The sequence below is a fragment of the Nostoc sp. PCC 9305 genome, from assembly GCF_963920915.1.
Lineage (GTDB): Bacteria > Cyanobacteriota > Cyanobacteriia > Cyanobacteriales > Nostocaceae > Nostoc.
Genome location: NZ_CAWUDN010000100.1, coordinates 1 through 22,676, shown reverse-complemented (window position 1 = coordinate 22,676; position 22,676 = coordinate 1). Strand labels below are relative to the sequence as shown.

At 41.9% G+C, this 22,676-nt stretch carries 18 protein-coding genes; 7 read left to right on the top strand and 11 right to left on the bottom strand.

Features of this window, described 5'->3' with window-relative positions:
* Nucleotides 1-1,078: 1,078 nt before the first annotated feature.
* Complete coding sequence (locus tag ACM0OX_RS28090; RefSeq protein ID WP_414518267.1) at nucleotides 1,079-1,942, bottom strand: class I SAM-dependent methyltransferase; 864 nt, start codon at nucleotides 1,940-1,942, stop codon at nucleotides 1,079-1,081.
* A 201-nt stretch (nucleotides 1,943-2,143) separates the two neighbouring features.
* Between ACM0OX_RS28090 and ACM0OX_RS28085 the strand changes: the two genes are divergently transcribed.
* The gene (locus ACM0OX_RS28085) at nucleotides 2,144-2,269 is read left to right on the top strand and encodes a hypothetical protein (RefSeq protein WP_414518266.1); all 126 of its coding nucleotides are present in this window, start codon (nucleotides 2,144-2,146) and stop codon (nucleotides 2,267-2,269) included.
* A gap of 91 nt (nucleotides 2,270-2,360) precedes the next feature.
* Here ACM0OX_RS28085 and ACM0OX_RS28080 read toward each other — a convergent pair whose 3' ends face one another.
* From ACM0OX_RS28080 to ACM0OX_RS28035, 10 genes are all read right to left on the bottom strand, one after another.
* Nucleotides 2,361-3,974 (bottom strand): iron uptake porin, encoded by a 1,614-nt coding sequence (locus ACM0OX_RS28080; RefSeq protein WP_414518265.1) that lies wholly within the window; start codon nucleotides 3,972-3,974, stop codon nucleotides 2,361-2,363.
* Nucleotides 3,975-4,024: 50 nt separating this feature from the next.
* Nucleotides 4,025-5,071, bottom strand: coding sequence for a Gfo/Idh/MocA family oxidoreductase (locus ACM0OX_RS28075; protein WP_414518264.1), 1,047 nt, complete (start codon nucleotides 5,069-5,071; stop codon nucleotides 4,025-4,027).
* A 140-nt stretch (nucleotides 5,072-5,211) separates the two neighbouring features.
* On the bottom strand, nucleotides 5,212-6,612 hold the full coding sequence (locus tag ACM0OX_RS28070; RefSeq protein ID WP_414518263.1) for a sugar porter family MFS transporter: 1,401 nt from the start codon (nucleotides 6,610-6,612) through the stop codon (nucleotides 5,212-5,214).
* A gap of 98 nt (nucleotides 6,613-6,710) precedes the next feature.
* Nucleotides 6,711-7,709, bottom strand: a complete 999-nt coding sequence (locus tag ACM0OX_RS28065; protein WP_094353130.1) for an ABC transporter permease subunit — start codon at nucleotides 7,707-7,709, stop codon at nucleotides 6,711-6,713.
* The gene (locus ACM0OX_RS28060) at nucleotides 7,706-9,262 is read right to left on the bottom strand and encodes a sugar ABC transporter ATP-binding protein (RefSeq protein WP_414518262.1); all 1,557 of its coding nucleotides are present in this window, start codon (nucleotides 9,260-9,262) and stop codon (nucleotides 7,706-7,708) included. Before ACM0OX_RS28060 ends, ACM0OX_RS28065 begins: the two co-directional genes overlap by 4 nt.
* Before the next feature lie 651 nt (nucleotides 9,263-9,913).
* Nucleotides 9,914-10,942: an ABC transporter substrate-binding protein gene (locus tag ACM0OX_RS28055; protein ID WP_414518261.1), complete on the bottom strand. Its 1,029-nt coding sequence runs from the start codon at nucleotides 10,940-10,942 to the stop codon at nucleotides 9,914-9,916.
* A gap of 146 nt (nucleotides 10,943-11,088) precedes the next feature.
* Nucleotides 11,089-12,090, bottom strand: a complete 1,002-nt coding sequence (locus tag ACM0OX_RS28050; RefSeq protein ID WP_334846340.1) for an ABC transporter substrate-binding protein — start codon at nucleotides 12,088-12,090, stop codon at nucleotides 11,089-11,091.
* Between the two features lie 780 nt (nucleotides 12,091-12,870).
* On the bottom strand, nucleotides 12,871-13,767 hold the full coding sequence (locus ACM0OX_RS28045) for an inositol oxygenase family protein (protein WP_414518260.1): 897 nt from the start codon (nucleotides 13,765-13,767) through the stop codon (nucleotides 12,871-12,873).
* 329 nt (nucleotides 13,768-14,096) lie between these two features.
* A complete protein-coding gene (locus ACM0OX_RS28040) occupies nucleotides 14,097-14,420 on the bottom strand; it encodes a DUF1815 family protein (protein ID WP_292718521.1) in 324 nt (107 codons plus the stop codon).
* Between the two features lie 263 nt (nucleotides 14,421-14,683).
* Nucleotides 14,684-15,169, bottom strand: coding sequence for a gluconokinase (locus tag ACM0OX_RS28035; protein ID WP_414518259.1), 486 nt, complete (start codon nucleotides 15,167-15,169; stop codon nucleotides 14,684-14,686).
* Nucleotides 15,170-15,374: 205 nt separating this feature from the next.
* Between ACM0OX_RS28035 and ACM0OX_RS28030 the strand changes: the two genes are divergently transcribed.
* The 6 genes from ACM0OX_RS28030 to ACM0OX_RS28005 all read left to right on the top strand — a co-directional run bounded on the left by ACM0OX_RS28030 (nucleotide 15,375) and on the right by ACM0OX_RS28005 (nucleotide 22,569).
* Nucleotides 15,375-16,406 (top strand): LacI family DNA-binding transcriptional regulator, encoded by a 1,032-nt coding sequence (locus ACM0OX_RS28030; protein ID WP_414518258.1) that lies wholly within the window; start codon nucleotides 15,375-15,377, stop codon nucleotides 16,404-16,406.
* Nucleotides 16,407-16,432: 26 nt separating this feature from the next.
* Entirely contained in the window at nucleotides 16,433-17,854 is a 1,422-nt protein-coding gene (gene uxaC, locus ACM0OX_RS28025; protein WP_414518257.1) for a glucuronate isomerase, read from the top strand.
* A 274-nt stretch (nucleotides 17,855-18,128) separates the two neighbouring features.
* Nucleotides 18,129-18,965 carry an SDR family oxidoreductase gene (locus ACM0OX_RS28020; RefSeq protein WP_414518256.1) on the top strand — a complete coding sequence of 279 codons (837 nt, stop codon included), beginning with the start codon at nucleotides 18,129-18,131 and terminating at the stop codon, nucleotides 18,963-18,965.
* Complete coding sequence (locus ACM0OX_RS28015) at nucleotides 18,937-20,256, top strand: lactate racemase domain-containing protein (RefSeq protein WP_414518255.1); 1,320 nt, start codon at nucleotides 18,937-18,939, stop codon at nucleotides 20,254-20,256. The genes ACM0OX_RS28020 and ACM0OX_RS28015 overlap by 29 nt, the downstream gene beginning before the upstream one ends.
* A gap of 182 nt (nucleotides 20,257-20,438) precedes the next feature.
* Complete coding sequence (gene tmk, locus ACM0OX_RS28010; RefSeq protein WP_414518253.1) at nucleotides 20,439-21,074, top strand: dTMP kinase; 636 nt, start codon at nucleotides 20,439-20,441, stop codon at nucleotides 21,072-21,074.
* A gap of 184 nt (nucleotides 21,075-21,258) precedes the next feature.
* On the top strand, nucleotides 21,259-22,569 hold the full coding sequence (locus ACM0OX_RS28005) for an IS701 family transposase (protein ID WP_159402591.1): 1,311 nt from the start codon (nucleotides 21,259-21,261) through the stop codon (nucleotides 22,567-22,569).
* Nucleotides 22,570-22,676 lie beyond the last annotated feature (107 nt).

Here is a 22,676-nt window from a genome sequence, read left to right as displayed (position 1 = left end):
AGTGATGGAAAAGAAAGTTGCGATCGCTAGCGAAAACTCCTTTAAAACCTCGTTTCTAGCCTCTGGCAAGATCAAACTCCCAATTACCGAGACGAGCAACTCGCTGAGATTCTTCTAATAAGGCTTCACTCTTGCGTAGTGTTTCTTCAGTACATTTGAGATCGGTAGCGTCCAAATCTCCATTAGGTGGGTAGTGCCACAAGTAACAATAAATATTGCAAATATTTATTAGGACTTACGCAAAAACTCTCTCAAACTCTCTTCCTCCGTGACCTCTGCGTCCTCTGTGGTTCGTTTTTCCTTACCTTTGCGTAAGTCCTAATTTATAATACTAAAATTTAATCTACAATTAAGTATCTTGCCGCTACAGGTATCGCGGTTACTTTATCATAATTGGCTCATCCGTTAGCGGCAAAGGTTCTAAGCTGTTCCACATTTAAATTGCATAATTACGGCGGGCAAGATGCCATTGGTGTCAACTTAACGTGAAACCGCTTGTCCGCCGGGAATTGAAATTCCCGTCTCATAGCTAAAGTCATCTGAAGATGACTAAATATCGCCAAAAATCTCCAGTCTACTTCAGTAGACTTAAACCTATTAGCCCGGAAATTTATTTCCGGGCGGGCATAGAAGCCAACAGTTAAGCTATTTCCAGCTTAAGTTGACACCAATGGCAAGATGCCCACCCCACAAGAGTTATATAAATTTTAGATATGCAAACTAGATGTGGTTTAGCTTATCTTTGCCAAGTAGTCATAGAAAAGTCACCGTATTCTTGCTTACAACGCTCAATTATCTGGCAAAAATCGGGACATGATATTAGAGACTGACAAAAAATAAATTATCGCAAATTATTTTTATATTTAATGATTGCAACACATCCTTGGCTAAAGACGCGATGAATCGCGTCTCTACAACTGGTCTATTTGTCCCATTCTTTTTTCAAATTGGGATTATATGGCTTTTTGTGTGGGTCGGAGCTTTCCTTCTCTACCAGAGGCTACGCGATCGCTTGAAAGCTGCCATTCATAAAATTATCATCAGGCAGCAGTTGTCTTTGCATTCACTCATCTCCCTCTTAGGAGGCTTTGGGTTTGACGAACTTGAGGGTCATGCGATCGCTCTCTCCAATGGTGAGGTAGCGTTCCCTGTCTTTTTCACCTTGGCTCAAGGTTGGAGGTAGTGTCCAAACTCCGCCCGGATAGTCTTTGGTATCTTTTGCGTTGGCATTAATCTCTGATTTACCCGCCAATTTGAAGCCAGCCTTCTCCACAGCAGCAATTACCCCATCTTCAGACATATAGCCTGTTTTGATACTCTCTTCTAAAGAAGTCCCCCCAAGGGCGCGGTGTTCTTCCACTCCTAAAATGCCCCCTGGCTTCAATGCTTTGTAAGCCGCCGCGTAAACCTGCTCGGCATAGCCAGCTTTCACCCAGTTATGAATATTGCGGAAGGTAACAACTATGTCCACAGAGTTTTCTGGGGCTAGGGTAAGTTCATTTGGGGGATTGATTTGGGCTACTTTGACCTTACCAAAAATTTCTGGATTAGCTGCTAGTTTCTCTTGCAAGGCCAAAGCAGGTTTACTTGTGCTAGAAGCCGAGTTAGTAACTATGAGTTGTCCCTTTGCTGCTAGAAATGGGGCTAATATCTCAGTATACCAGCCGCTTCCTGGCCACAATTCAACCACCGTCATATTTGGGCGCAGACCGAAGAATTCGAGAGTCTGGGCTGGGTGGCGGTACTTGTCTCGAAGGCGATTTTGCTCTGAACGATGACTACTAGTTAGTATGGTTTGGAGTGTGGTTGTGCCGTTGAATGTCGCTTTTTCGCTCTCGTTGGCTAGAACACTGGGGGATATTACAGATGCCAATACAAGGAAAGCTAGAGTCAGGGCTTTCAGTAAACCTTGACGGGGGATGAGATTTTGTAAAAATTTCATAGCTGTTATTTTGATTTTCCCTTTCAGCATAAGAGTTAATAGCAACAGCAAACCCTTTGGGTATAAGAGATGAGTTAATTACGCAATTAAGCCAATATATTCGTGAATGTAACTATCAAGTTAAAAAACATCAAGCTCAAGAGGAAGCAAAACGCTTAATTGAGCATATTACAGAACGCTGTGGTTTATTAAACGAACATTGTGCGTAACTCTGCTGCTCTTGCATTGGGCAACTTGGGCAAAAACTCCAGCAATGTTACTGCTACTGTCGCCGAATGGATTTCACAACACCAGGATTCAAAATATGTAGGCAGTGGAATTTGGTAGTAACAGAAGAATATTTGTTTTTTCACTGAAAGTCCTTAAAGAGTGCTGAGTATTCAGCACTCTGTTGGTCAAGTAAAGCATTCACATCCAGTTAAAAATCGAAGGTTGTGCGGAGCACACCCACATACTGCGTATCATTTCTGCTATCATTTTCTGGGTTGAGAATCACCCAAAAACCAGGAGTAACTGAGATGTTGTCATTTAGTCGATAACGATAAAATGCTTCGATATGGTAAGCGTTGTCTCGGTCTTGACGGATATCACTGTTAGAGACATGGGGTGGTATACCAAAGAGAATTCCTGGCAGATTGCCTCTACCACCCACATCGGGAAACGACACACCAACCGCCCCAAACCAGACATTGGCATTGTCACCATTGTTCACAAAAAGAGAATCTGTTCCACCCCTACCATTGGAAATATCACTCAAACCAGAATTCTTGGCATTTGCCCAAATATATCCACCCCAAGCGTGGACTTGGAAATTCGGGGAGAAGCGATAGTATCCCTGTGTGCCGACAATATCGTTGGAAGTAGCAATATTGTTGCCAAAGGGAGCGTTTGACAAGACGTTACCCGTCCCAGCGGAGAGATCGATTACTCCAGCAGGGCTATAGCCATGAGAATAGGCAACACCGATTGCTCCTTGCTTACCATAATAGGCTAAGTGCGCTAGGGCGTTGTAGCCGCCATCAAACAAGCCGTTACTCCCTGATGGCACATTGGGACTGTTTGCTAAATAGCCCAAGGTGAGAACCAAGTCTTTGGTAATGTTCCAGTTAGCCGCTGCACCACCGCCACCTCGCCGGAATAAGGGACTGTATGACCCAAAAAGTGAGGGAACTCCATTGCCATCATCAGCGATTGTGGGGGGAGTGACGGTGGTTGTAATGTCGGTGTAACCAATGCCTGTAGGCCCAACAACGAAGTTAAGGGATTCACTGACTGGGAAGTAATAACGGATGTGGGGGACAAGAAGTGTATCGTTGCTGTCATAATCGAAGTTCAGGCGTGTCATCCCTGTGCCTGTGGCTGCGGCAATTTGGCTTGCACCATTGGAATTCGCAAAGTTGCCAAATTCTAGCCGGACTCGCAATAAATCTTTGCCAGTAAAACTGCTCTCAAAGTTGAGACGACCCCGATTGGAAAAGTAGAGATTGGATTCATCGCGATCGCCACCTACTCTATCGCCAAAGGTATCACTAATAGCGGTAATAATTTGAGCATTCAACCTAGTAGTTGTGGAAAACTGCTGCGCCTCCAATGTTGCTGTATGTGCCTCTAAGGTATCTACTCGTCCGCGCAGAGTTGTCAGTTCAGCGGCAAAGTCTTGCTGCAACTTTTGCATCACTGCCAAATCTTGCTTATTAACTAAATCGCTAGTAGCTGTAGAAATTAACTCATTAATCCGATCCAAACAAGCATTTAAACCTGCGGCAAACTCATAACGGGTTAAGGCACGGTTGCCGCGATAGGTAGAATTGGGATAACCTGCAATACAACCGTAGCGTTCCACCAGCGATTGCAATGCACCAAATGCCCAATCGGTTGGTTGGACATCAGAAAACTGGGAAACAGAAGTGACTTGTCCCTGCAAACTCCTATTAGCATCTGCTGCATTCGGATCGTCTTCTGGAGGTGCTGCCCAAACTGCTGGAATTGCCAAAAATAGAAGAAAAAAACTATAAAAAAGAGTTTTGATCATTGACTTATTAGTTGAAAATGGTTGAATTTTGAGTTTAGGTTTTAGGTTACTTAAAGCAACGCTATGACTTTCTGCTCATTGCTGCTTTTAATAGCCGCTTCTATAATTTGCATTACATTAATTCCGTCTTCGGCGGTAACAGCAATTGGCTGATTATTAACAATAGATTTATACACGGCATCGTAATAGCCTAAATAGCTCCCCTGTGAACTTTTGACTTTTTCTCGAATTACTTTTGTGTCTTTTTCTGTATGCAGCAAGCCATATTCACTTTCCGGCTCTGTATACCAATCAAGTGTATTGGGCTTCATCCCTGCCACTAAATACTCTTCTTGCTTATCGGCTCTGCTTTTGAGAAAAGAACCCTTAGTGCCATGTATGATATAGGCTGGCGCAGGTTCACGTACAAGGAAGCTTGCTTTTAATTTGACGCGCAGTTTGTCGTAGTATAGTATCAACTCAAAATAATCATCTACCTGCGATCGCAGCCTAGTTATACGGATGTCTGCAAAAATAGCATCAGGCATCCCAAATAGATGCAAAGCTTGGTCTATTAAGTGCGGCCCTAAATTATTTAATGTTCCTGCTCCTGGACTTGGAGCTTCTACGTGTTGTTTATGGCTGAGGGTTGGTTTATATCTTTGAAACTGAAATTCTGCTTCAATAATATCACCTAATAAGCCTTCTTGAACAATTTTTTTGACTGTTTTAAAATCACTATCCCACCTCCGGTTTTGATATACAGATAATTTTTTGCCCTGTTTTTGCGCCAATTCTTTCAGGTTTTGGGCTTCTGCTACCGTTGTGGTGAATGCTTTTTCTACCACTACATGCTTATCTGCAAGCAATGCCTGTTTAGCATAATCGTAATGGGTATAAGTGGGTGTATTTACGACCACTAAGATGACGCGATCGTCTGCTAGCAATGCTTCTAAAGAAGGATAGCTTTTGACATCAGGATAATGTTCCTGTATCAGCTTTTTGCTTCTTTCCCAAGAACCGGCTAATTTAAATCCGGGATGTAAATCAATAAACGGCGCATGAAATACCATGCCGGACAAACCAGATGAACAAAGAGCCGTATTGATAGTTTCCATCTTTTTAGTAATTGACTGAAGCGAAATTTGGTATTTAGTTATTGCCTGATATTTGTTTACTGGATGTAGGATCGCAGAAGAGAGCAAGGGGAGAGAAAATACCTCTCCTCCTCTACGAATTACGAATTACGAATTACGAATTACATATCTTCTAACTCAATTCCTTTGGTTTCTTTAATAAAAAAGAGAATGAAAAAGAATGAGGTAGCTGCTGCAATTGTATAGAGTCCATAGGCAGAACCTAGACCGAAATATTGCAGTATGGGAGGAAATGTTGTGGAAATGATGAAATTCGCAACCCATTGCATGGCAGCAGCAACTGAAAGTGCAGCGCCTCGAATTTTGTTATTAAACATTTCTCCCAATAGCACCCAAACCACTGGCCCCCAGGAGAAGCCGAAGCAAAACACATAAAGGTTAGCTGCAAGGAGAGCGAGAGTCCCGGCGCTTCCGGTGAGATTGGGGTTTCCAGCAGCATCAAGGGGAGCATTGCCAAAGAGATAAGCCATCGTCCCCAAGGTCAAGGTCATGCCAATCGACCCTACTATAAGTAAGGGCTTACGACCAAATCGATCCACGAAGGCGATCGCAATCAATGTTGTAATAATGTTGACGGCTCCTGTAATCACCGTAATTGATAGGGAATCTTTTTCGGAAAACCCAACGGCCCGCCACAAAACGCTGCTGTAATAGAAGATTACATTAATCCCAACGAATTGCTGTAATACAGATAAGCCGATTCCTATCCAAACAATGGGGAGGAGTCCACCACTTCTGCTTAAGAGGTCAGAGAACTTAGGCTGACGTTCTCGAAGCACTGTCTGCCGAATTTCTTCGATTTTTGGCAGCACATCACCCCCTAAAATCTTGGTCAGAACGTTAGCAGCTTCTGGTTCTCGTCCTTGGGCAACCAAGTATCGGGGAGATTCGGGAATCATTAAAGCAGACATTCCGTAAAGCACGGCTGGAGGAATTTCTGTCCAAAACATCCAGCGCCAAGCGCTTATGCCAAATAAAAACGGCGATTCGGCTGAACCTGCGGACACAGCAATAAAGTAGTCGCATATCAGTGCAATGAAAATTCCAACTACGATCGCTAATTGTTGCAGAGATCCTAATCTTCCGCGCAAATGGGTGGGAGAACATTCTGCAATGTAAGCTGGGGCAATGACACTAGCAGCACCAACTGCAATGCCACCTAATACCCGCCAAAAGGTAAAATCCCAAATTCCAAAGGGCAGCCCGGAACCAATGGCACTGATGGTAAACAACACTGAAGATGCTACCATTGCCTTGACTCGACCATAACGGTCTGCAATCTTTCCTGCATAAATGGCTCCGACCGCAGAACCCAACAATGCCAGGGATACCGCAAGACCAATCTGTACGCTGTTGGCGTTAAAGTCTTTGGCAATGGCTCCAACCGCACCGTTAATTACAGCAGTATCAAAACCGAACAGAAAACCGCCGAGGGCAGCAGCACCAGCAATTAAAATCACATAGAATGTGCTGGATTTACGACGAACAGTAGTGGTAGACATAAGTTTGTATATTGGGAATTGAGTATAGGAGGCAGAGGGGCAGAGGGGCAGAGGGGAAAGACTTACTGCAACTGCTCCTCTGCTCCCCTGCCTCTTTTTCACCGTCTAGAACGTCTGCGTAACCGATCGATCATTACTGCCAAAATAATTACTAGTCCTTTAACGACTAGTTGCCAGAAGTAAGATAGGTTCAACAAGGTTAAACCGTTGTTGAGAATAGCAATAATCAATGCACCGAGAAGTGTGCCGCCAATAGTACCAATACCACCTGTAAAGCTGGTTCCACCTAGAATAACAGCTGCGATCGCATCTAATTCATAACCCTGACCTAATACGCCACTGGCACTATAAAGACGGCTGGCGCTCATGATTCCTCCTAAGCCTGCCAGCAATCCGCTAATACCATAGACAAATAGCAACACCCGATTAACTTTAATCCCTGTTAATCTGGCTGCCCGCTCGTTACCACCGACAGCATATATCTGCACTCCTAAAACAGTTTGTCGCAATACAAACCAGCTAGCTATCACAGTCAGTAGCGCAATTATCACTAGCCAAGGAATGGGGCCGACGTATGTATTACCCACCCAAGCAAAATTTATGTCCCGGTTAATTAGGGTTGTACCCTTGGCAATTAAAAAGGCAACACCCCGCAAGGCTGTAAGTGAACCCAGCGTCACAATAAAAGGTGGCACATCCAAGAAGGTAATGAGCGCACCGTTGAGTAAGCCTAACAGCAATCCTGCCAGTAAGGCAGCAGGTACAGCCGCCCAACTTAAAGCCGGTAGTAGCGATACCAGCAATGCAACTACCGCAGAAACAGCCAATATTGACCCAACTGAAAGGTCAATACCGCCGGTGAGAATTACAAAGGTCATTCCTGTCGCCAGCACAATATTGATTGATGCCTGACGCAAGATATTGACGATGTTACCGCCGGTGAGGAAGTTGGGAGAAAGGAATGCAAATAAGATACAGATAATTACTAAGATTGGCAAAATACCCGCAACTTCCAACAGAGTGCTGATTGATTTCCGGTTGCGGGCTGCGGGATTGTTGGCTGATTTATTGATAGGTGGTCTGACTGTCTGACTCATAATGCTGATACCTCCGATGCTCCAGTTGCGTAGTGCATAATCTTTTCTTGGGTGATTTCTTTGCCAAGACTGCCATCCAGTTCGCCTACCAGCTGTCCCTCTCGCATCACTAAGACGCGATCGCTCATGCCGACAATCTCTGATAGTTCGCTGGAAACCATTAAAATAGCAACACCTTGTGCTGCTAATTCGCTCATAATTCGGTAAATTTCGCTTTTAGCACCGATATCTACGCCGCGTGTCGGTTCATCTAACATCAACACTCTCGGTTTAATGGCTAACCAACGCGCTAGCAGTAGCTTCTGTTGATTACCACCAGAAAGATCCAATGCTCTAATTTCCAAATTGGCTAGGCGGATATTAAAGTTTTCCACCGCGTCTGTTGACAGGCGATTCACTGAAGGCCAGTTAACAATTCCACCCCTTGCATCCTGCTTGAGTGTGTTGATAGCAATATTCTTGCGGGCGCTCATCTCCAGAAATAAACCTTGGTCTTTGCGGTCTTCTGGAACGTAGCCAATTCCCGCTTCAATGGCATCACTGGGGGTATTAATTTCCAGTTTTTTGCCATTCAAGAATACTTCACCACTAGCTTTGCGGTCTGCACCAAAAATCAGCCGGGATAGTTCTGTGCGTCCAGCACCAACCAACCCAGCTAAACCGAGAATTTCTCCAGCATGAAGTTCAAAACTAGCCGGCTCAATCTTCTTACGGGCGTCGCTCATATTTCTGACTGACAGCACCACTGGCCCAGGATTCATTTGCCGTTGATGTTCGTAAAAGTCTTGCATGGAGCGACCGACCATCATTTGCACCAATCGCTGGGGAGAAATTTCACTGCGTGTCAGACTGCCAATATATTGACCATCACGCAACACGCTAATCCGGTCAGCTAGGGCATAGATTTCTTCCATGCGATGGCTGATGTAAATAATGGCAATACCATCACGCCGCAGTTTGCGAATTACCTCAAATAAATGGTCGCTCTCGCGGTCAGACAATGCTGCTGTTGGTTCATCCATCACCAAAACGCGGCTTTTATCCTTCAGCGCCCTGGCAATTTCCACTTGCTGCTGTTCGGCAATGGACAAAGTACCAACTATTGTCTGGGCGGTAAAATTTGCTCCCAGGCTGTCCAGCACTTCTTCTGCTTCCAGTTGCATTGCTTTGCGGTCTAAAAACTGACCTCGCCGCAACTCGCTACCCATAAACATATTTTCGGTAACGGTTAAATTCGGTGCAACATTCAGTTCTTGATAAATGAGATTAATACCCGCTTTGCGTGCTGTCGCCGGATCGGTAATTTTCAGGGATTGACCATTGATGCGAATTTCTCCTTCATCGGCAATGTAAGCCCCAGCCAGGATTTTCATCAATGTGCTTTTGCCTGCTCCGTTTTCACCCATAAGGGCGTGAACTTCTCCGGGGTAAATGGTGAGATTAACATTTTGGAGCGCAGATACACCATGAAAGCGTTTCGTAATTCCTTGCATTTCTAACACTGGGGTGCTAGTTGGTGTATCAGAAAGTGGGGTTTCAATATTTGTTGTCATGAGCAAAATCTGTAAAAACTATTTAAAATTTGCGAACCTGAATTAGAAATTCTTGAAGAAGAATTCAGAATTCAGGAGTCAGAATGAATCAGTGGGGGATTCAGACCTCGCCACTGTCTTGTTGACCACTAAATATACAGATTTAGTGGGGGTCTTAAACCTCTGGATTCATCCACTCTTTCGTTCAAAATTCATGCTGTTAGCGGATAGCTAAGGTTTAGCCCATTCTGGCTCCTGACTCCTGAGTTCTGTTTCGATAAATTCATATTTGATCGATCGCAAAATCATGTTTTAAAAGCTGACTGGAGAAGCGATTAATTGCGTCTCTACTAAGGACTTGCAAAGAGATATTTTCATCCTTTGTTGTTAACGTTAGTTCAGAGAGATTGCGGGGAAAGTCTAAGTGCTATAAATAGACACTCAAACTTTCCACTGATGCACATACATAGCGGTTATCAATTGGGTGCAGTAGAGTTTTAACCTCTTTCTAAACCCATCTTTCTATTAAATAAAAGATAGGAAGAAAGATGGGTTTGGTATTAATTTAAGTGAAAACCGCCAGACATTCTAGGTATGTGCAAAAACTTTACAAATGCACCAAAGGATTGATATCAAAAGACATAATTTTCAATTGCAAATTCACAATTTGTATTACTTCCAGCCTTTTTCTGTGCTGACGTTATCTTTTGTGATCAACTTAACTGGAATCAAAATGGTGGAATTGCTAGGTTTTTTCCCATTTAAGATGTCGTTGCCAACTTGAACTGCTTTTTCGGCCATGCCTCGCGGATTTTGAGTAGCAGTTGCTGCATATATACCATCTTTATTAGCGATCGCAGTTATTGCTTCTGGCGCACCATCAACCCCAACAATAAAGAAATCTTTACGTTGTGCTTGGTTCGCTGCTAGTTCTGCACCGACTCCACTGGGATCGTTGATGGCAAAAACCGCATCAATTTTGGGAAAGGTTGTGAGCAAATCGGTCATAACTCTGAGTCCTCCATCCCGACTACCCTCTGCATTTTGATTTTTGGAGAGTATTTTGATATCGGGATATTTAGACAATACGTTCTCGCAGCCACTAACTCGCTGAATCACCGAGTCCACTGGCGGCCCGTTAACTATGACAACATTACCTTTACCTTTGAGGCGGTCAGCAATATATTTGCAACTAACTTCTCCAGCTTGGACATTATTAGTCGTAATGGTGGCATCTACACCTCCTTCTGCACCTGTATCTACCGCAATGACAATTCTACCTGCTTGTTTCGCTTTTTCAATTGCTGGTTTAATGCCACTTTTATCAGCAGCATTGACGATAATGATGTCAGTATTGGAAGCCGTGAAATTTTCAATTTGATTAGCTTGTTGATTGAGGTCATAGGCACTAGAAACTACGGTAACATTGACATCCTTACCGCCGATTTTCTTCGCTTCTGCCTCAGTTGCTTGTCCCATGAGAACGAAGAAGGGATTACTTAAATCACCAACGGTAAAGGCAACTGATTTTAATTTTCCATTGCCAGTGGCAGTTTGGGTCTCTGCACTAGTATTGGTAGCAGGTTTAGTATCAGTGTTAGTAGCTGTGTTGCCATCGGGAGAACCATTCGTACAGCCGATAAGACTACCACTGATGATACCAAGTAGACTAGCTGCGATCGCAATCTTTTTCACATTCATATATCTCCTACAAGTCATTCTGACTTACACAAATTTTGAAACCGATGTATTAAAAAAACAGGGTAAAATGTTCTAACCCTCCTGTATCAAGCCTTTTTCTATGTTTTATAATTACGAATTACGAATTACGAATTACGAATTATAAATTACCAGCCTTGATAGCTGCTGAGGTTCTCTCTAGTAACCAACTTGACTGGAATCAGGATATTTGGTGACTCAGGTTTTTTACCCTGGATGATATCGTTGCCAATCTGAACCGCTTTCTGAGCCATCCCTGCGGGATTTTGAGCCGCAGTTGCAGCAAATACACCATCCTTATCTTCCATTGCTTTGGTTGCATCTGGCGATCCGTCAACCCCAACAATAAAAAATTCTTTACGTCTTGCTTGTTTAGCTGCTAAATCTGCGCCGACACCGCTTTGGTCGTTAGTGGCAAAAACAGCATCAATTTTGGGAAAGGTTGTCAGCAAATCGCTCATGACTCTTAGTCCTCCATCCCTTGTCCCTTCAGCATTTTGCTCTTTAGATATGAGTTTAATATTCGGATATTTGGACAATGATTTCTCACAGCCACTCACTCGCTGATTGATTGAGTCCATCGGAGTCCCGTTGAGGATGACTACACTACCTTGACCTTTGAGGCGATCGGCAATATATTGGCAAGCTACCTCACCAGCTTGGGTATTGTTGGAACTAATCATCGCATCCACATCTGCATCAACGGCTGAATCTAATGCGATAACAACCCTACCTGCAAGCCTTGCTTGGTCAATAACTGGTTTAACTCCTTTTTTATCAACAGCGCTAAGGATAATTAGGTCAGTATTCGCAGCGGTAAAATTTTCGATTTGGTTGGTTTGTTGGTTCAAATCAAAGGCACTAGAAACTGCATTAACTCTGATATTACCCCCGATTTTCTGGGCTTCTGTCTCAGCCCCCTTCTGCACTGCATTATAGAAAGGATTGCCTAAGTCACCCAAAGCTACGCCGATTGTTTGCAATTTTTTATTTTGATTAGTAAGACTCTCTGCACTTATGTTAGTAGCTTTGTTGTTAGTATTAGTTGCAGTGTTATCACTTTTAACGCCATTTGTACAACCAACAACCGCGAAACCTAATATGCCAACTATGAGCGAAATTCTCTTCATATTTATAACAACGGATTTAAATTTGAGAAAGGTCATGACAATGTAAATAGGTCTGAAAATCTTAGACCTAACTGTAGTGATACTAATAGGTTTTGTAATTTTAAATCCAAAGGTCTTTTGATGTGACGCAATTGGAATTATTGCTATTAGTGTCACAAGAGAAAAGGGTTTATTCTTAAAGTAAAATCATGAACATTACACTACTTCAAATAATCACATTCTTTTGGTGAAATTACTTCGTAGTTCATAGCCTGACAACAGCTTTTAAGTGAAACTTCCAAAAATTAGTTTTATTAAAGTTGTCAATCTTTATTTGTTTTGACTTTTTTCATTTTATCCCGCTCCTGTGCAAAAATTAACTTTGTTTATCGAACTTTACAAATGAGAAAGATTTTGAATCTCGCGATATAACCCAAAGTCTTCTTTTCAAAGCATTCGCATAAATTAGCCTATTCAATATTAGGGATAATGTTAAAAACGTTAACATTTCTCAACCAATATCTCTCAGAAAAGATACTATTAGAGTAGAGAGCTTTTTGATTGTGAATGCTAGATTCTGAAAAATGTAAACATCCTTTAGTTAGATTTTCTAAATGAACTCTCATCAGCTTGCCAAGCGTATTTATTTGTTATTCTTCCTCCATCATTGACAGGCAATAGAGGAGTAAACAAGATAATATTTTTAAGGCTGATTAGGGATAAAGAACATTTGCATATCAATATCTTGTTCTTACGTTATCCCCTGAGAAATAGAAGATTCTGAATTCTTCTTCAAGCAGTTTAAAACTTTAATGTTGCGGGTAAATATTTAGTCACCAAATCTTCATAGTATGGTTTTAATTTCTGCCAATCAGGAGGAATAGGGTTTTTTGAATACAAATCGTAGGGATTGAACAAACGTACCCATTTAAACATTTCTCGATCGTGTTTATCCATCAAATGTTCATACGCATTGTCACGATGTTGAGGATAAAATGAGTGATAGCGAAGCATATACAATGCAGGTTCGGGCAAATAGTTTTTCATCATTTGATAAAAATACTCATCATGCCCCCATGACATGTGTACATTACTCAATCCACAGTTAGGCTCATAAATGCCATATTTAGTGTTGTAATCGGGGTTATGATAATCAGGGTTTTCTTTGAAGAATTCTGAGAAAACAATCTTATCAGAAAATGTACAACCTACAGGATAAGTATCGCCTACGGTAGCCCATTGAGGTTCACCAAACAGACAAAGCACTTTCCCCATATCGTGAAAGAAGCCAGTAAGTACCATCCAGTCAGGATGATTGTCGGCGCGAATGGCTTCTGATGTTTGCAATAGGTGCTGTAACTGATCCATGTCTGTATCGGGATCGGAATCATCGACTAATTGATTCAAAAATTCGACCGCATCCCAAACAGACATTTCTTTTTTATCAAACTTCAAAAATTCTTTTTCTTTTTGAAGTACAAAATTATATGTTTGATTAATATGATTTAACCGATAAAACTCTTTCACCGTATCCCTAATAGTCGTTTCGTAATTCCTGTACTCCTCAGTAGTTTTACCTTCTTTAACTATGCTGTCTGGATCGGGATAACGATTAAGTAAGTCTTCTTCCCATTCTTCTAGTGAATGTAAGGGATTGTTTTGAAGCTGAAGAATGGCATTATTTAAAATTTGAGACATATCTTCCTACTTGTCGATATTGTATTTGTTACATGGTACTTTCGCACTCTTTTATGCACAGGTGTGCATAGACTCGTCTTGGACTTATTTATTATTTTTGCACACGTGTGCAAAAATATGTGTTAAGTTTCATTTCGTCTTTGGATACTTATGCACAACCTACTTCCATAAGTGTCCGATCCGATCTGTTTGGTTCAGATTAAAAAGAGTGCTTTTGTTTTTTGCACATCCGTACATAAATTTACTAAACATAAGATAATCTTTTAGCTTATACACGTGTGCAAAGGCTATACTTATGAAATATTATGTCTGACTCAACCAGCCTAGTATCAATTTGTCAATTGTACAGCAGTGGAATACTTAACAATATTAGCCAACTCTTGTAGTTGGTTTATCGCTTCTGCACCTTCCAACTTCATTAATTCGCGATCGTCCCACAATTCCATCCAAGTAATTCCGTAATCAGACACTAAAAACCGAATCAGGTGCTTTTCTTTCAGGCTAACCATAAATGAAGCACTCTTCATTTGATCGCCGCATGTATAACAAGACGCAGTATAGCCACGCCGCTCAAGTATAATTGTCAAGGCTTGCAGGTTCATTACCAAGTCTTGAACGAATTGCTGATGCTGTTGCGCTAATCTTAGAAACACTAGTTTTCTCCTACCATTACAGTTATCTGCTTGCTTTGATATTTATTTAGACTTACATCTGATGCGATTTAGTTGCCAAAAGTTCGTGTTTTCCTAGATACGTGATTAATCTTAATATTACGGTTGTCACCAATAAGGGAACTCCAAGAAATAAATTATCCAATATTGTGGGGTGGGCATCTTGCCCGCCTTGTAGACTGGGCGGGCGAGACGCCCACCCCACAAGAGTTAATTGAATATTTTTTTATTTGGAAGTCCCTAAGCTAAATTTCGAGAGCAGTTCTAATGTTTTGGACAATTATCTGGGGCGGCTGTGCAACATCCATACATAGAGTATCTACTGGTTCTTCAAGGGTATAAAACTGGCTGTCGAGTAGTTTCTCGCTCATGTAATGATTGCTACGCTCTTGTAAGCGCATTTGAATCAACTCATAAGACCCTTTGAGGTAAACTAGTTTGGTGCGTTCGCTATCCAATACCAAAAATTTCCGATAGCTATCTTTTAAAGCCGAACACGCCAGCACCACATTTTTATTTTCTTGTAGCCAGTGTTTAATAGCTGTTTGCAAATCTTGTAACCAAGGCATCCTGTCAGCTTCACTCAGAGGGATACCGCACCGCATTTTCTCAACATTCTCTGGCGAGTGGAAAGTATCTGCGTCGCTAAATTCCCATTCTAAGGAGTCTGCTAGCAGTTTTCCGATGGTGGTTTTCCCAGAACCTGATACACCCATGACGATAATAATCATTTTTCTCTTAATAAAAGTTCAACTAATTCGGAATTTGTAATTCATAACTTGTAGTTGTAATCATGGACGGAGGTAAAAATTAAGACTATTAACTCCTTTCCATGCGAAATGTGAGTTGTATTAAAATCTCTTGACAAATCACGATTATTTTCTATAATACATACAAATGCACACGTGTGCAATAATTAAAAGCTAAGATAAAATAATGAATAAACGAAGAATTTCAATTGAAGATATTGCCCGCAGAGCAGGCGTTTCTCATTCTACAGTTTCACGCGCTTTGCGAGATAATGCTCTCATTAGCCCAAAAGTGCGAGAAGAAATTAAGCGACTGGCAGAGGAGATGAGTTATGTGCCAAATGCTATTGCTCAAAGCTTGCAAAATAAACGTACTAATACTATTGGTGTAGTAGTAACTTCAATTTCAGATCCCTTTTACGCTGAGGTGGTAGAGGGAATTGAGAAGATAGCCAAACCAGCGGGTTTGAGTGTTTTATTGAGTGCTTCACACCGAGATTTTGAGCAAGAAATGGCAGCTATTGATACTTTTCATCGCCGTAGGGTGGATGGGATCTTAATAGCTGACTCGCGAATTAGTAAACAACATACTAAACAACTCACACAAATTGCTATACCAACAGTTTTAATTAATAGTCAGACTGAAGATCAATCGGAAATATTTCATTCAGTAGCAATAGACGATCGCTTAGGTGCTAAATTAGCCACAGAGCATCTAATTAGTTTAGGACATACTGTCATTGGTTATCTGGGTGTAGGCGATCGCAGCAGGTCAAATAAGCAGCGCCTAGAAGGATATCAAATGGCCCTTGCGGAAGCTGGGATTCCACAAAATACTGATTGGGTTTCAATTAGTGATGAATATGATATCAGAACCAGCGATGTGAACACTGGACAAAATATGCTATCTAAACTATTGGCTGCGGAAGTTACAGGCATATTTTGTTACAACGATATGGTAGCAATTGGCGCTCTGTTAGCTTGTCAAGAATTAGGTATTTTAGTACCGCGAAATTTAAGTATCGTCGGATTTGATGGTATTGCTTTAGGCGGTTACGTTACGCCTGCACTGACCACAATCAGCCAGCCAATGTTGGAAATTGGTGGCTATGCCATGCAAATGTTACTCGATTTAATAGAAGAAAAAACTGTGGAAAACCGCGTTTTATCTCCTTTTCTATTAAAGCGTGGTAGCAGTGCAGCATTATTAACAATTTAAAATTCAAAACAATTTATACAAAAATTATGTTAACTAAAAAACTGGGTTTATCTCCCGATCGCTGCTTTTCTCCAGAACCAGTTCAAAGACGACTAGCCCATCAATTTTTTGATAGCATATCTGCGTTACCTCTGGTCTGTCCACACGGACACGTAGATCCAGCTTTGTTAGCTAATCCCGCAGCCCGTTTTGGTTCACCAACGGAATTACTGATTATTCCTGACCACTACCTTTTGCGGATGCTCTATAGTCGGGGCGTATCTCTGCAAGCTTTGGGGATACCAAGCAATGATGGTTTATCAGTAGAAACCGACCACCGTAAAATCTGGCAATTGTTCGCCGACCATTTTTATCTATTCCAGGGTACTCCGTCTGGGTTGTGGCTGAAAGAGGAACTAACTAACGTCTTTGGGTTGGATGAACCTTTAAACTCTCGCAACGCCGGATATATCTATGATTGTCTAGAAGGTTTGTTAGCCTTACCGGAGTTTTCGCCTCGTGCTTTATTCAAACGCTTTAATATCGAAGTGCTTTGTACTACCGATGCCGCCAGTGATAACCTAGAGAATCAGCGATCGCTCCACGAAGAAGGTTTCACTCAAATTAGACCAACTTTTCGCCCCGATGCAGTAGTTAATCTGGATGCTCCTGGTTGGCGGGAAAATCTTAGCAAGTTGGAAAGCACTATCGGTAGAGAAATTAATACTTATGCCAATTTTGTGCAAGCTTTAGAAGAACGTCGAGCTTTCTTTAAAAAAATGGGTGCGACAGCTACCGATCAAGGTGCAGCTACACCTTATACCACACGCCTTTCTGACCAAGAAGCCGAAGCTATCTTTGCGAGAGCATTAACTGGGAAGCGGAATCCAGGTGATGTCGAAAATTTTACCGGTCATATCTTCATGGAAATGGCGCGGATGAGTGTGGAAGATGGCTTGGTAATGCAAATGCATTGTGGTGTGATGCGCAATCATAACCTGGCTTTATTTGAGAGATTTGGAGCTGATAAAGGTGCTGATATTCCCGTAAAAATAGAGTGGACTCACAATCTGCACCCGTTATTATCAGCTTACGGTAGCGATCGCCGCTTCCATTTAATCATTTTTGGCATGGATGAAAGCACTTATAGCCGCGAAATGGCTCCGTTAGCTGGTCATTATCCCAGTGTCTTGCTCGGCCCACCTTGGTGGTTTCACGACAGCGTAAATGGTATGGAGCGTTATTTCAATCAGGTAATGGAAACTGCGGGAATTTATAATACTGCTGGATTTAATGATGATACACGGGCTTTCGTTTCGATTCCGGCTCGTCATAATGTCTGGCGGCGGGTAGCTTGTAATTGGTTGGCTGGATTGGTTGCACGGGGATTGGTGGAGGAGGAGGAAGGGTATGAGATGGCTCGTGCTTTGGCTTATGACCTTGCTAAGGTTGCTTATAAGTTGGACTAATACCAATTTTCCGAAATCAAGCTATTAGAACTAAAGCGTGTTTTCAAAGTTTTAGATCCCCCCAACCCCCCTTAAAAAGGGGGACTAAGAGTTTCTTAAAGTCCACCTTTTTAAGGGGGATTTAGGGGGATCTAAAAAGTTATAGGCTAAACGAGTAGTTTGAAAAAAGCGCTAGAGGAAATCTGCAAACCCAGATAAAATATTGACTTTTTTAATTACGAATTACGAATTACGAATTACGAATTACGAATTTAAATGAGCGGGGGAATGGTTGATGCCAGATTTGATTTTAAGTAAACTTTTTAGCTTGAAGGAGCGGGTAGCGGTAGTTACTGGTGGTTCTGGTGTGCTTGGTGGGGCTATGGCAAGGGGTTTGGCTCTGGCTGGAGCGCGAGTGGTGGTTTTGGGTCGCAATGAAGTTAGGGCGGGGGCGGTGGTGGCTGAGATTACTGCTGGTGGTGGAGAAAGTATGGCTGTGGTTGCAGATGTTAGCGATCGCTCTCAATTAGAAATCGCTAGGGATGTTATTATACAGCGTTGGGGTGAGATAGATATCTTGGTAAATATGGCTGGCGGTAATATTCCGGCTGCCACAATTACTGCTGATGCGACTATTTTTGATATGCCACATACAGCCTTTGAGGAAGTAGTTAGTCTCAATTTAGTTGGCACTTTACTACCTTGTCAGGTTTTTGGTCAAGCAATGGTGGAAAGAAGTCAGCCCCACGGTTGCATTGTGAATATTTCTTCTATGTCTGCCATTCGAGCGATTAGCCGGGTGGTTGGTTACTCAGCTGCGAAAGCGGGGATAGATAACTTTACTCGCTGGTTAGCCGTAGAACTCGCCCAAAAGTATGGTGATGGAATGCGAGTAAATGCGATCGCACCAGGTTTTTTTATTGGCGAACAAAATCGGAATTTACTCCTAAATGCAGATGGCAGTTTGACCAAACGTGGGCAAAAAATTATTGACCATACCCCCGCCGGACGTTTCGGAAAACCAGATGAATTACTCAGTACCTTGATTTGGTTATGTAGTTCTGGTTCTAGTTTTGTTAACGGGGTAGTTGTGCCGATAGACGGTGGATTTAGTATCTACAGTGGAGTTTAATAATGTCATGTATTCACTGGCTGTAAATAACGGAACACTTTCAGATGAGCAAGTTTCCGAGTTAGTTCATCAAGCTTTCGCAGACCCTAAGTTTGATGGACAGCGCATCTTGGTGTTAATTCCAGATAGTACCCGCACTGCTCCCATCCCGCAAATGTTTCGATTGCTTCATCAGGAGTTGAGTCAAAGAGTAGCGGCTCTAGATTTTTTAATTGCTCTGGGTACACATAATCCGATGAGTGAAGAACAAATCAATCACTTGGTAGGAGTAACACCGGAGGAGCGAGAAACAACCTTTAAAAAAAATCGCATATTTAACCATCTTTGGAATCAGCCAGATACCTTTATTTCTTGTGGAGTAATTTCGGCAGAAGAGATAGCAGAGATTAGTAATGGAATGCTACATCAGTCAGTTGATGTGCGGATTAATAAGCTTGTCACAGAATACGATGTAATCGTGATTTGCGGCCCAGTTTTTCCCCACGAAGTTGTCGGTTTCTCTGGTGGCAATAAATATTTTTTTCCTGGTATTGGTGGTCAAGAAGTAATTAATCTCTCGCACTGGTTAGGTGCTTTAATTACTTGTTACGAAATTATTGGTACGCTGGGAATAACACCAGTCCGGCGTTTGATTAACCGAGCCGCTAACCTGATTTCTACCCCAAAACTTTGTTTGGCGATGGTGGTTGCACCCAAAACAAATCAGCTAGCTGGACTCTATATAGATAAACCAGAGTCAGCCTGGGAAGACGCTGCAAAATTATCAGCTAAACTGCATATTAAATATGTAGATCGGCCTTTTAAAAAAGTGCTTTCAGTCATGCCCCAAATGTATGATGACATTTGGACAGCAGCTAAAGGAATGTATAAGCTAGAGCCAGTAGTGGCCGATGGAGGCGAGGTAATTATATATGCACCTCACATTACTGAATTTAGCTATACACACGGCGAACTTTTATCCGAAGTTGGCTATCATGTCCGGGATTACTTTCTCAAACAGTGGGATAAATTTCAAGAGTATCCTGCTGGAGTGCTAGCCCATAGTACTCACTTAAAAGGGATGGGTACTTTTGATCCGATAAAAGGAGAACAAGCACGAATTCGCGTTACTTTAGCGACTGGGATTTCTGCTGAACGTTGTGCTGCTCATAACTTAAACTATCGCGATCCGGCGACTATTCAACCCACTGAATGGGCGAATCGAGAGGATGAAGGCATATTGCTTGTGCCCAAGGCTGGCGAGATACTATACCGTCTCAGTTACGGCAATTTTCAGGCAACTAAATCATAGTTTTCGAGACGCGATAAATCGCCGTCTCTACAAGTGTTTTGGTCTTATCTGAACTGTATTGAATCATAAACTGCGATATCTACGATGGGCTACGCCTACGCAATTGCAGTTTATGATTTTCCACTTCGCGCTATTCTTGATCAAACGTCAACGAATCAGTTTATTGCAGCGAACAAAAAAGCATGGGTGGGAAATTAATTGTATTTGAAGGGGTGGAAGGCTGTGGCAAAACCAGCCAAATGCAGCTTTGTTCTGAGTGGTTGGAAAGTCTCGGTGTTTCTGTGGTGTTAACTCGCGAACCAGGGGGAACAGAGTTAGGTTTACATCTTCGGCGCTTGCTACTAGAAAAGTCAGAAGATAAACCAGTTGCAGAAGTGACAGAACTCTTATTGTATGCTGCTGACCGATCGCAACACGTTGAACAAGAGCTTAAACCAAATCTCGCAGCCGGTAAATATATTTTATGCGATCGCTACACTGACTCTACCATTGCCTACCAAGGATATGGTCGCGGTCTGAATATGAGTTTAATCAATCAGCTTAATAATATTGCTACTGGTGGTTTAGAAAGCGATCTAACTATTTGGCTAGATGTCGATGTCGAGGTCGGCCTGTCCCGCAAACTCTCAGATAAAGTAGGACTAGACCGCATTGAACAAGAAGCGATCGCTTTTCATCGGCGCGTTCAACAAGGATACGCACATTTAGCAGCATCCCATCCCTCACGAATTGTTCGGGTAGATGGCAGCTTCAGTAAAGAAGCTGTAAAAGAGGTAATTCAAGGAATTTTACGCGTACATCTGCACTTGGCGACGTAGGGAAAAATAAACCTAACAGCTTTTTATGAGAGTTTGGGCAAACTAGATATGGTGTTTTTGACTGATTTTTTTAACCAGTTGCAATACGCTTGGGTTATATCATGTCCGCTAGATTACTTATCCCTGTTTTGTCACTCTGGCGGTAGTATAATAAGGTACAAATGCTAGAACCAAGACACAGAGTATGGTACAGCCCCGTCCAGCCGCACCAACAGTTAAATTTGTGGACGAATATTGCCAGTGGTATAAAAGCCTGTTTCCAGATGTTAGGAGCTTCGAGGCTTTTAAGTACCTTCATGTAGGGTGTATTTCTGAACTAAAACGGAAAACCCTACCAGAAATAGCAAAGATTGTAGGATTGGATAACCAACAGGGTTTACATCATTTTTTAACTACATCACCGTGGGATATAGAGAAGTTAAGAGATTTGCGATTAGAGCTAATTTTACAAGTACTAAAAGGTAGACCAATCATTCTGATTATTGATGAAACAGGAGATAAAAAGAAAGGGAATAAGACAGATTATGTGAAACGACAGTATATAGGAAACTTGGGGAAAGTAGAGAATGGAATTGTGGCAGTAACAGCGTATGGCGTATTCTGCGGTATGACTTTTCCACTGCTATTTGAAATATATAAGCCTCGTGAAAGATTAAAGCCAGAAGATAAATACCTAACCAAGCCACAAATAGCAGCAATTCTCATGCGAAAGCTCAAGTCAATGGGCTTTAAATTTAACTTAGTACTGGCAGACAGTTTGTATGGAGAAAGTGGAACTAACTTCATATCTGTGTTAGATGAAATGAATCTAAACTATATAGTAGCGATTCGCTCAAACCATGATGTGGATTTACTTCCAAGACAATATACTCAATATTTAAAGTGGCACAAGTTTAAACGAGTATTTTCTGATCTGAGTAGTGAAAATAGGTTTATCAGAGAAATAATTCATGGTAAACGTAGCGAAAATAGGTACTGGCAGATTACCACAGACCGAGAGAAATTACCTGGTAACACTACTTGGTATGTAATGAGTAAATACCCAGACCTTACACCAAGAGATGTGGGAAACTTTTACGGTTTAAGAACTTGGGTTGAGTATGGGTTGAAGCAAAGCAAGAATGAATTAGGTTGGTCAGATTATCGGCTAACTCACTACCCGGATATTGAACGCTGGTGGGAGATTGTTTGTAGCAGCTATTTAATGGTTAGCCTACACTCTGAACAAATCCAGTCTTCTGTGCCAAAATCTCCATCAAAATTAGCTTCGCATCCCTGGTGGAATGATGAAAAAGGCTGGAAGAATATTCTTAACAATCTCCGCTTAATAATTCAACCTTTTACCTTATTTAACCTAATATATCCCTGGTTAACAGTTTTTCCTATTCCCCAATTGTCCTTGGGTTTTTCTAAACTTCAATCTATTATTTATAGCCTCACTAGTTCAATTTTTATTTCTCTAACTCACCCTGATTTCTACTTTTCCTCTGCCTAGAGTGACAAAACAGGGTTATTAAACCTGAAGAACCCCACCCCGCCAAAGCTATGCTTTGTCTCCCCTCCCGAAGAGCGGCTACGGTGTACACACATCTTTGTATAAAA

Coding starts and splice junctions, on each gene's coding strand:
- ACM0OX_RS28090 (WP_414518267.1), bottom strand. CDS start 1,942: ATGAAATTTTTACAAAATCTCATCCCCCGTCAAGGTTTACTGAAAGCC.
- ACM0OX_RS28080 (WP_414518265.1), bottom strand. CDS start 3,974: ATGATCAAAACTCTTTTTTATAGTTTTTTTCTTCTATTTTTGGCAATT.
- ACM0OX_RS28075 (WP_414518264.1), bottom strand. CDS start 5,071: ATGGAAACTATCAATACGGCTCTTTGTTCATCTGGTTTGTCCGGCATG.
- ACM0OX_RS28070 (WP_414518263.1), bottom strand. CDS start 6,612: ATGTCTACCACTACTGTTCGTCGTAAATCCAGCACATTCTATGTGATT.
- ACM0OX_RS28065 (WP_094353130.1), bottom strand. CDS start 7,709: ATGAGTCAGACAGTCAGACCACCTATCAATAAATCAGCCAACAATCCC.
- ACM0OX_RS28060 (WP_414518262.1), bottom strand. CDS start 9,262: ATGACAACAAATATTGAAACCCCACTTTCTGATACACCAACTAGCACC.
- ACM0OX_RS28055 (WP_414518261.1), bottom strand. CDS start 10,942: ATGAATGTGAAAAAGATTGCGATCGCAGCTAGTCTACTTGGTATCATC.
- ACM0OX_RS28050 (WP_334846340.1), bottom strand. CDS start 12,090: ATGAAGAGAATTTCGCTCATAGTTGGCATATTAGGTTTCGCGGTTGTT.
- ACM0OX_RS28045 (WP_414518260.1), bottom strand. CDS start 13,767: ATGTCTCAAATTTTAAATAATGCCATTCTTCAGCTTCAAAACAATCCC.
- ACM0OX_RS28035 (WP_414518259.1), bottom strand. CDS start 15,169: ATGATTATTATCGTCATGGGTGTATCAGGTTCTGGGAAAACCACCATC.
- ACM0OX_RS28030 (WP_414518258.1), top strand. CDS start 15,375: ATGAATAAACGAAGAATTTCAATTGAAGATATTGCCCGCAGAGCAGGC.
- uxaC (WP_414518257.1), top strand. CDS start 16,433: ATGTTAACTAAAAAACTGGGTTTATCTCCCGATCGCTGCTTTTCTCCA.
- ACM0OX_RS28020 (WP_414518256.1), top strand. CDS start 18,129: ATGCCAGATTTGATTTTAAGTAAACTTTTTAGCTTGAAGGAGCGGGTA.
- tmk (WP_414518253.1), top strand. CDS start 20,439: ATGGGTGGGAAATTAATTGTATTTGAAGGGGTGGAAGGCTGTGGCAAA.
- ACM0OX_RS28005 (WP_159402591.1), top strand. CDS start 21,259: ATGGTACAGCCCCGTCCAGCCGCACCAACAGTTAAATTTGTGGACGAA.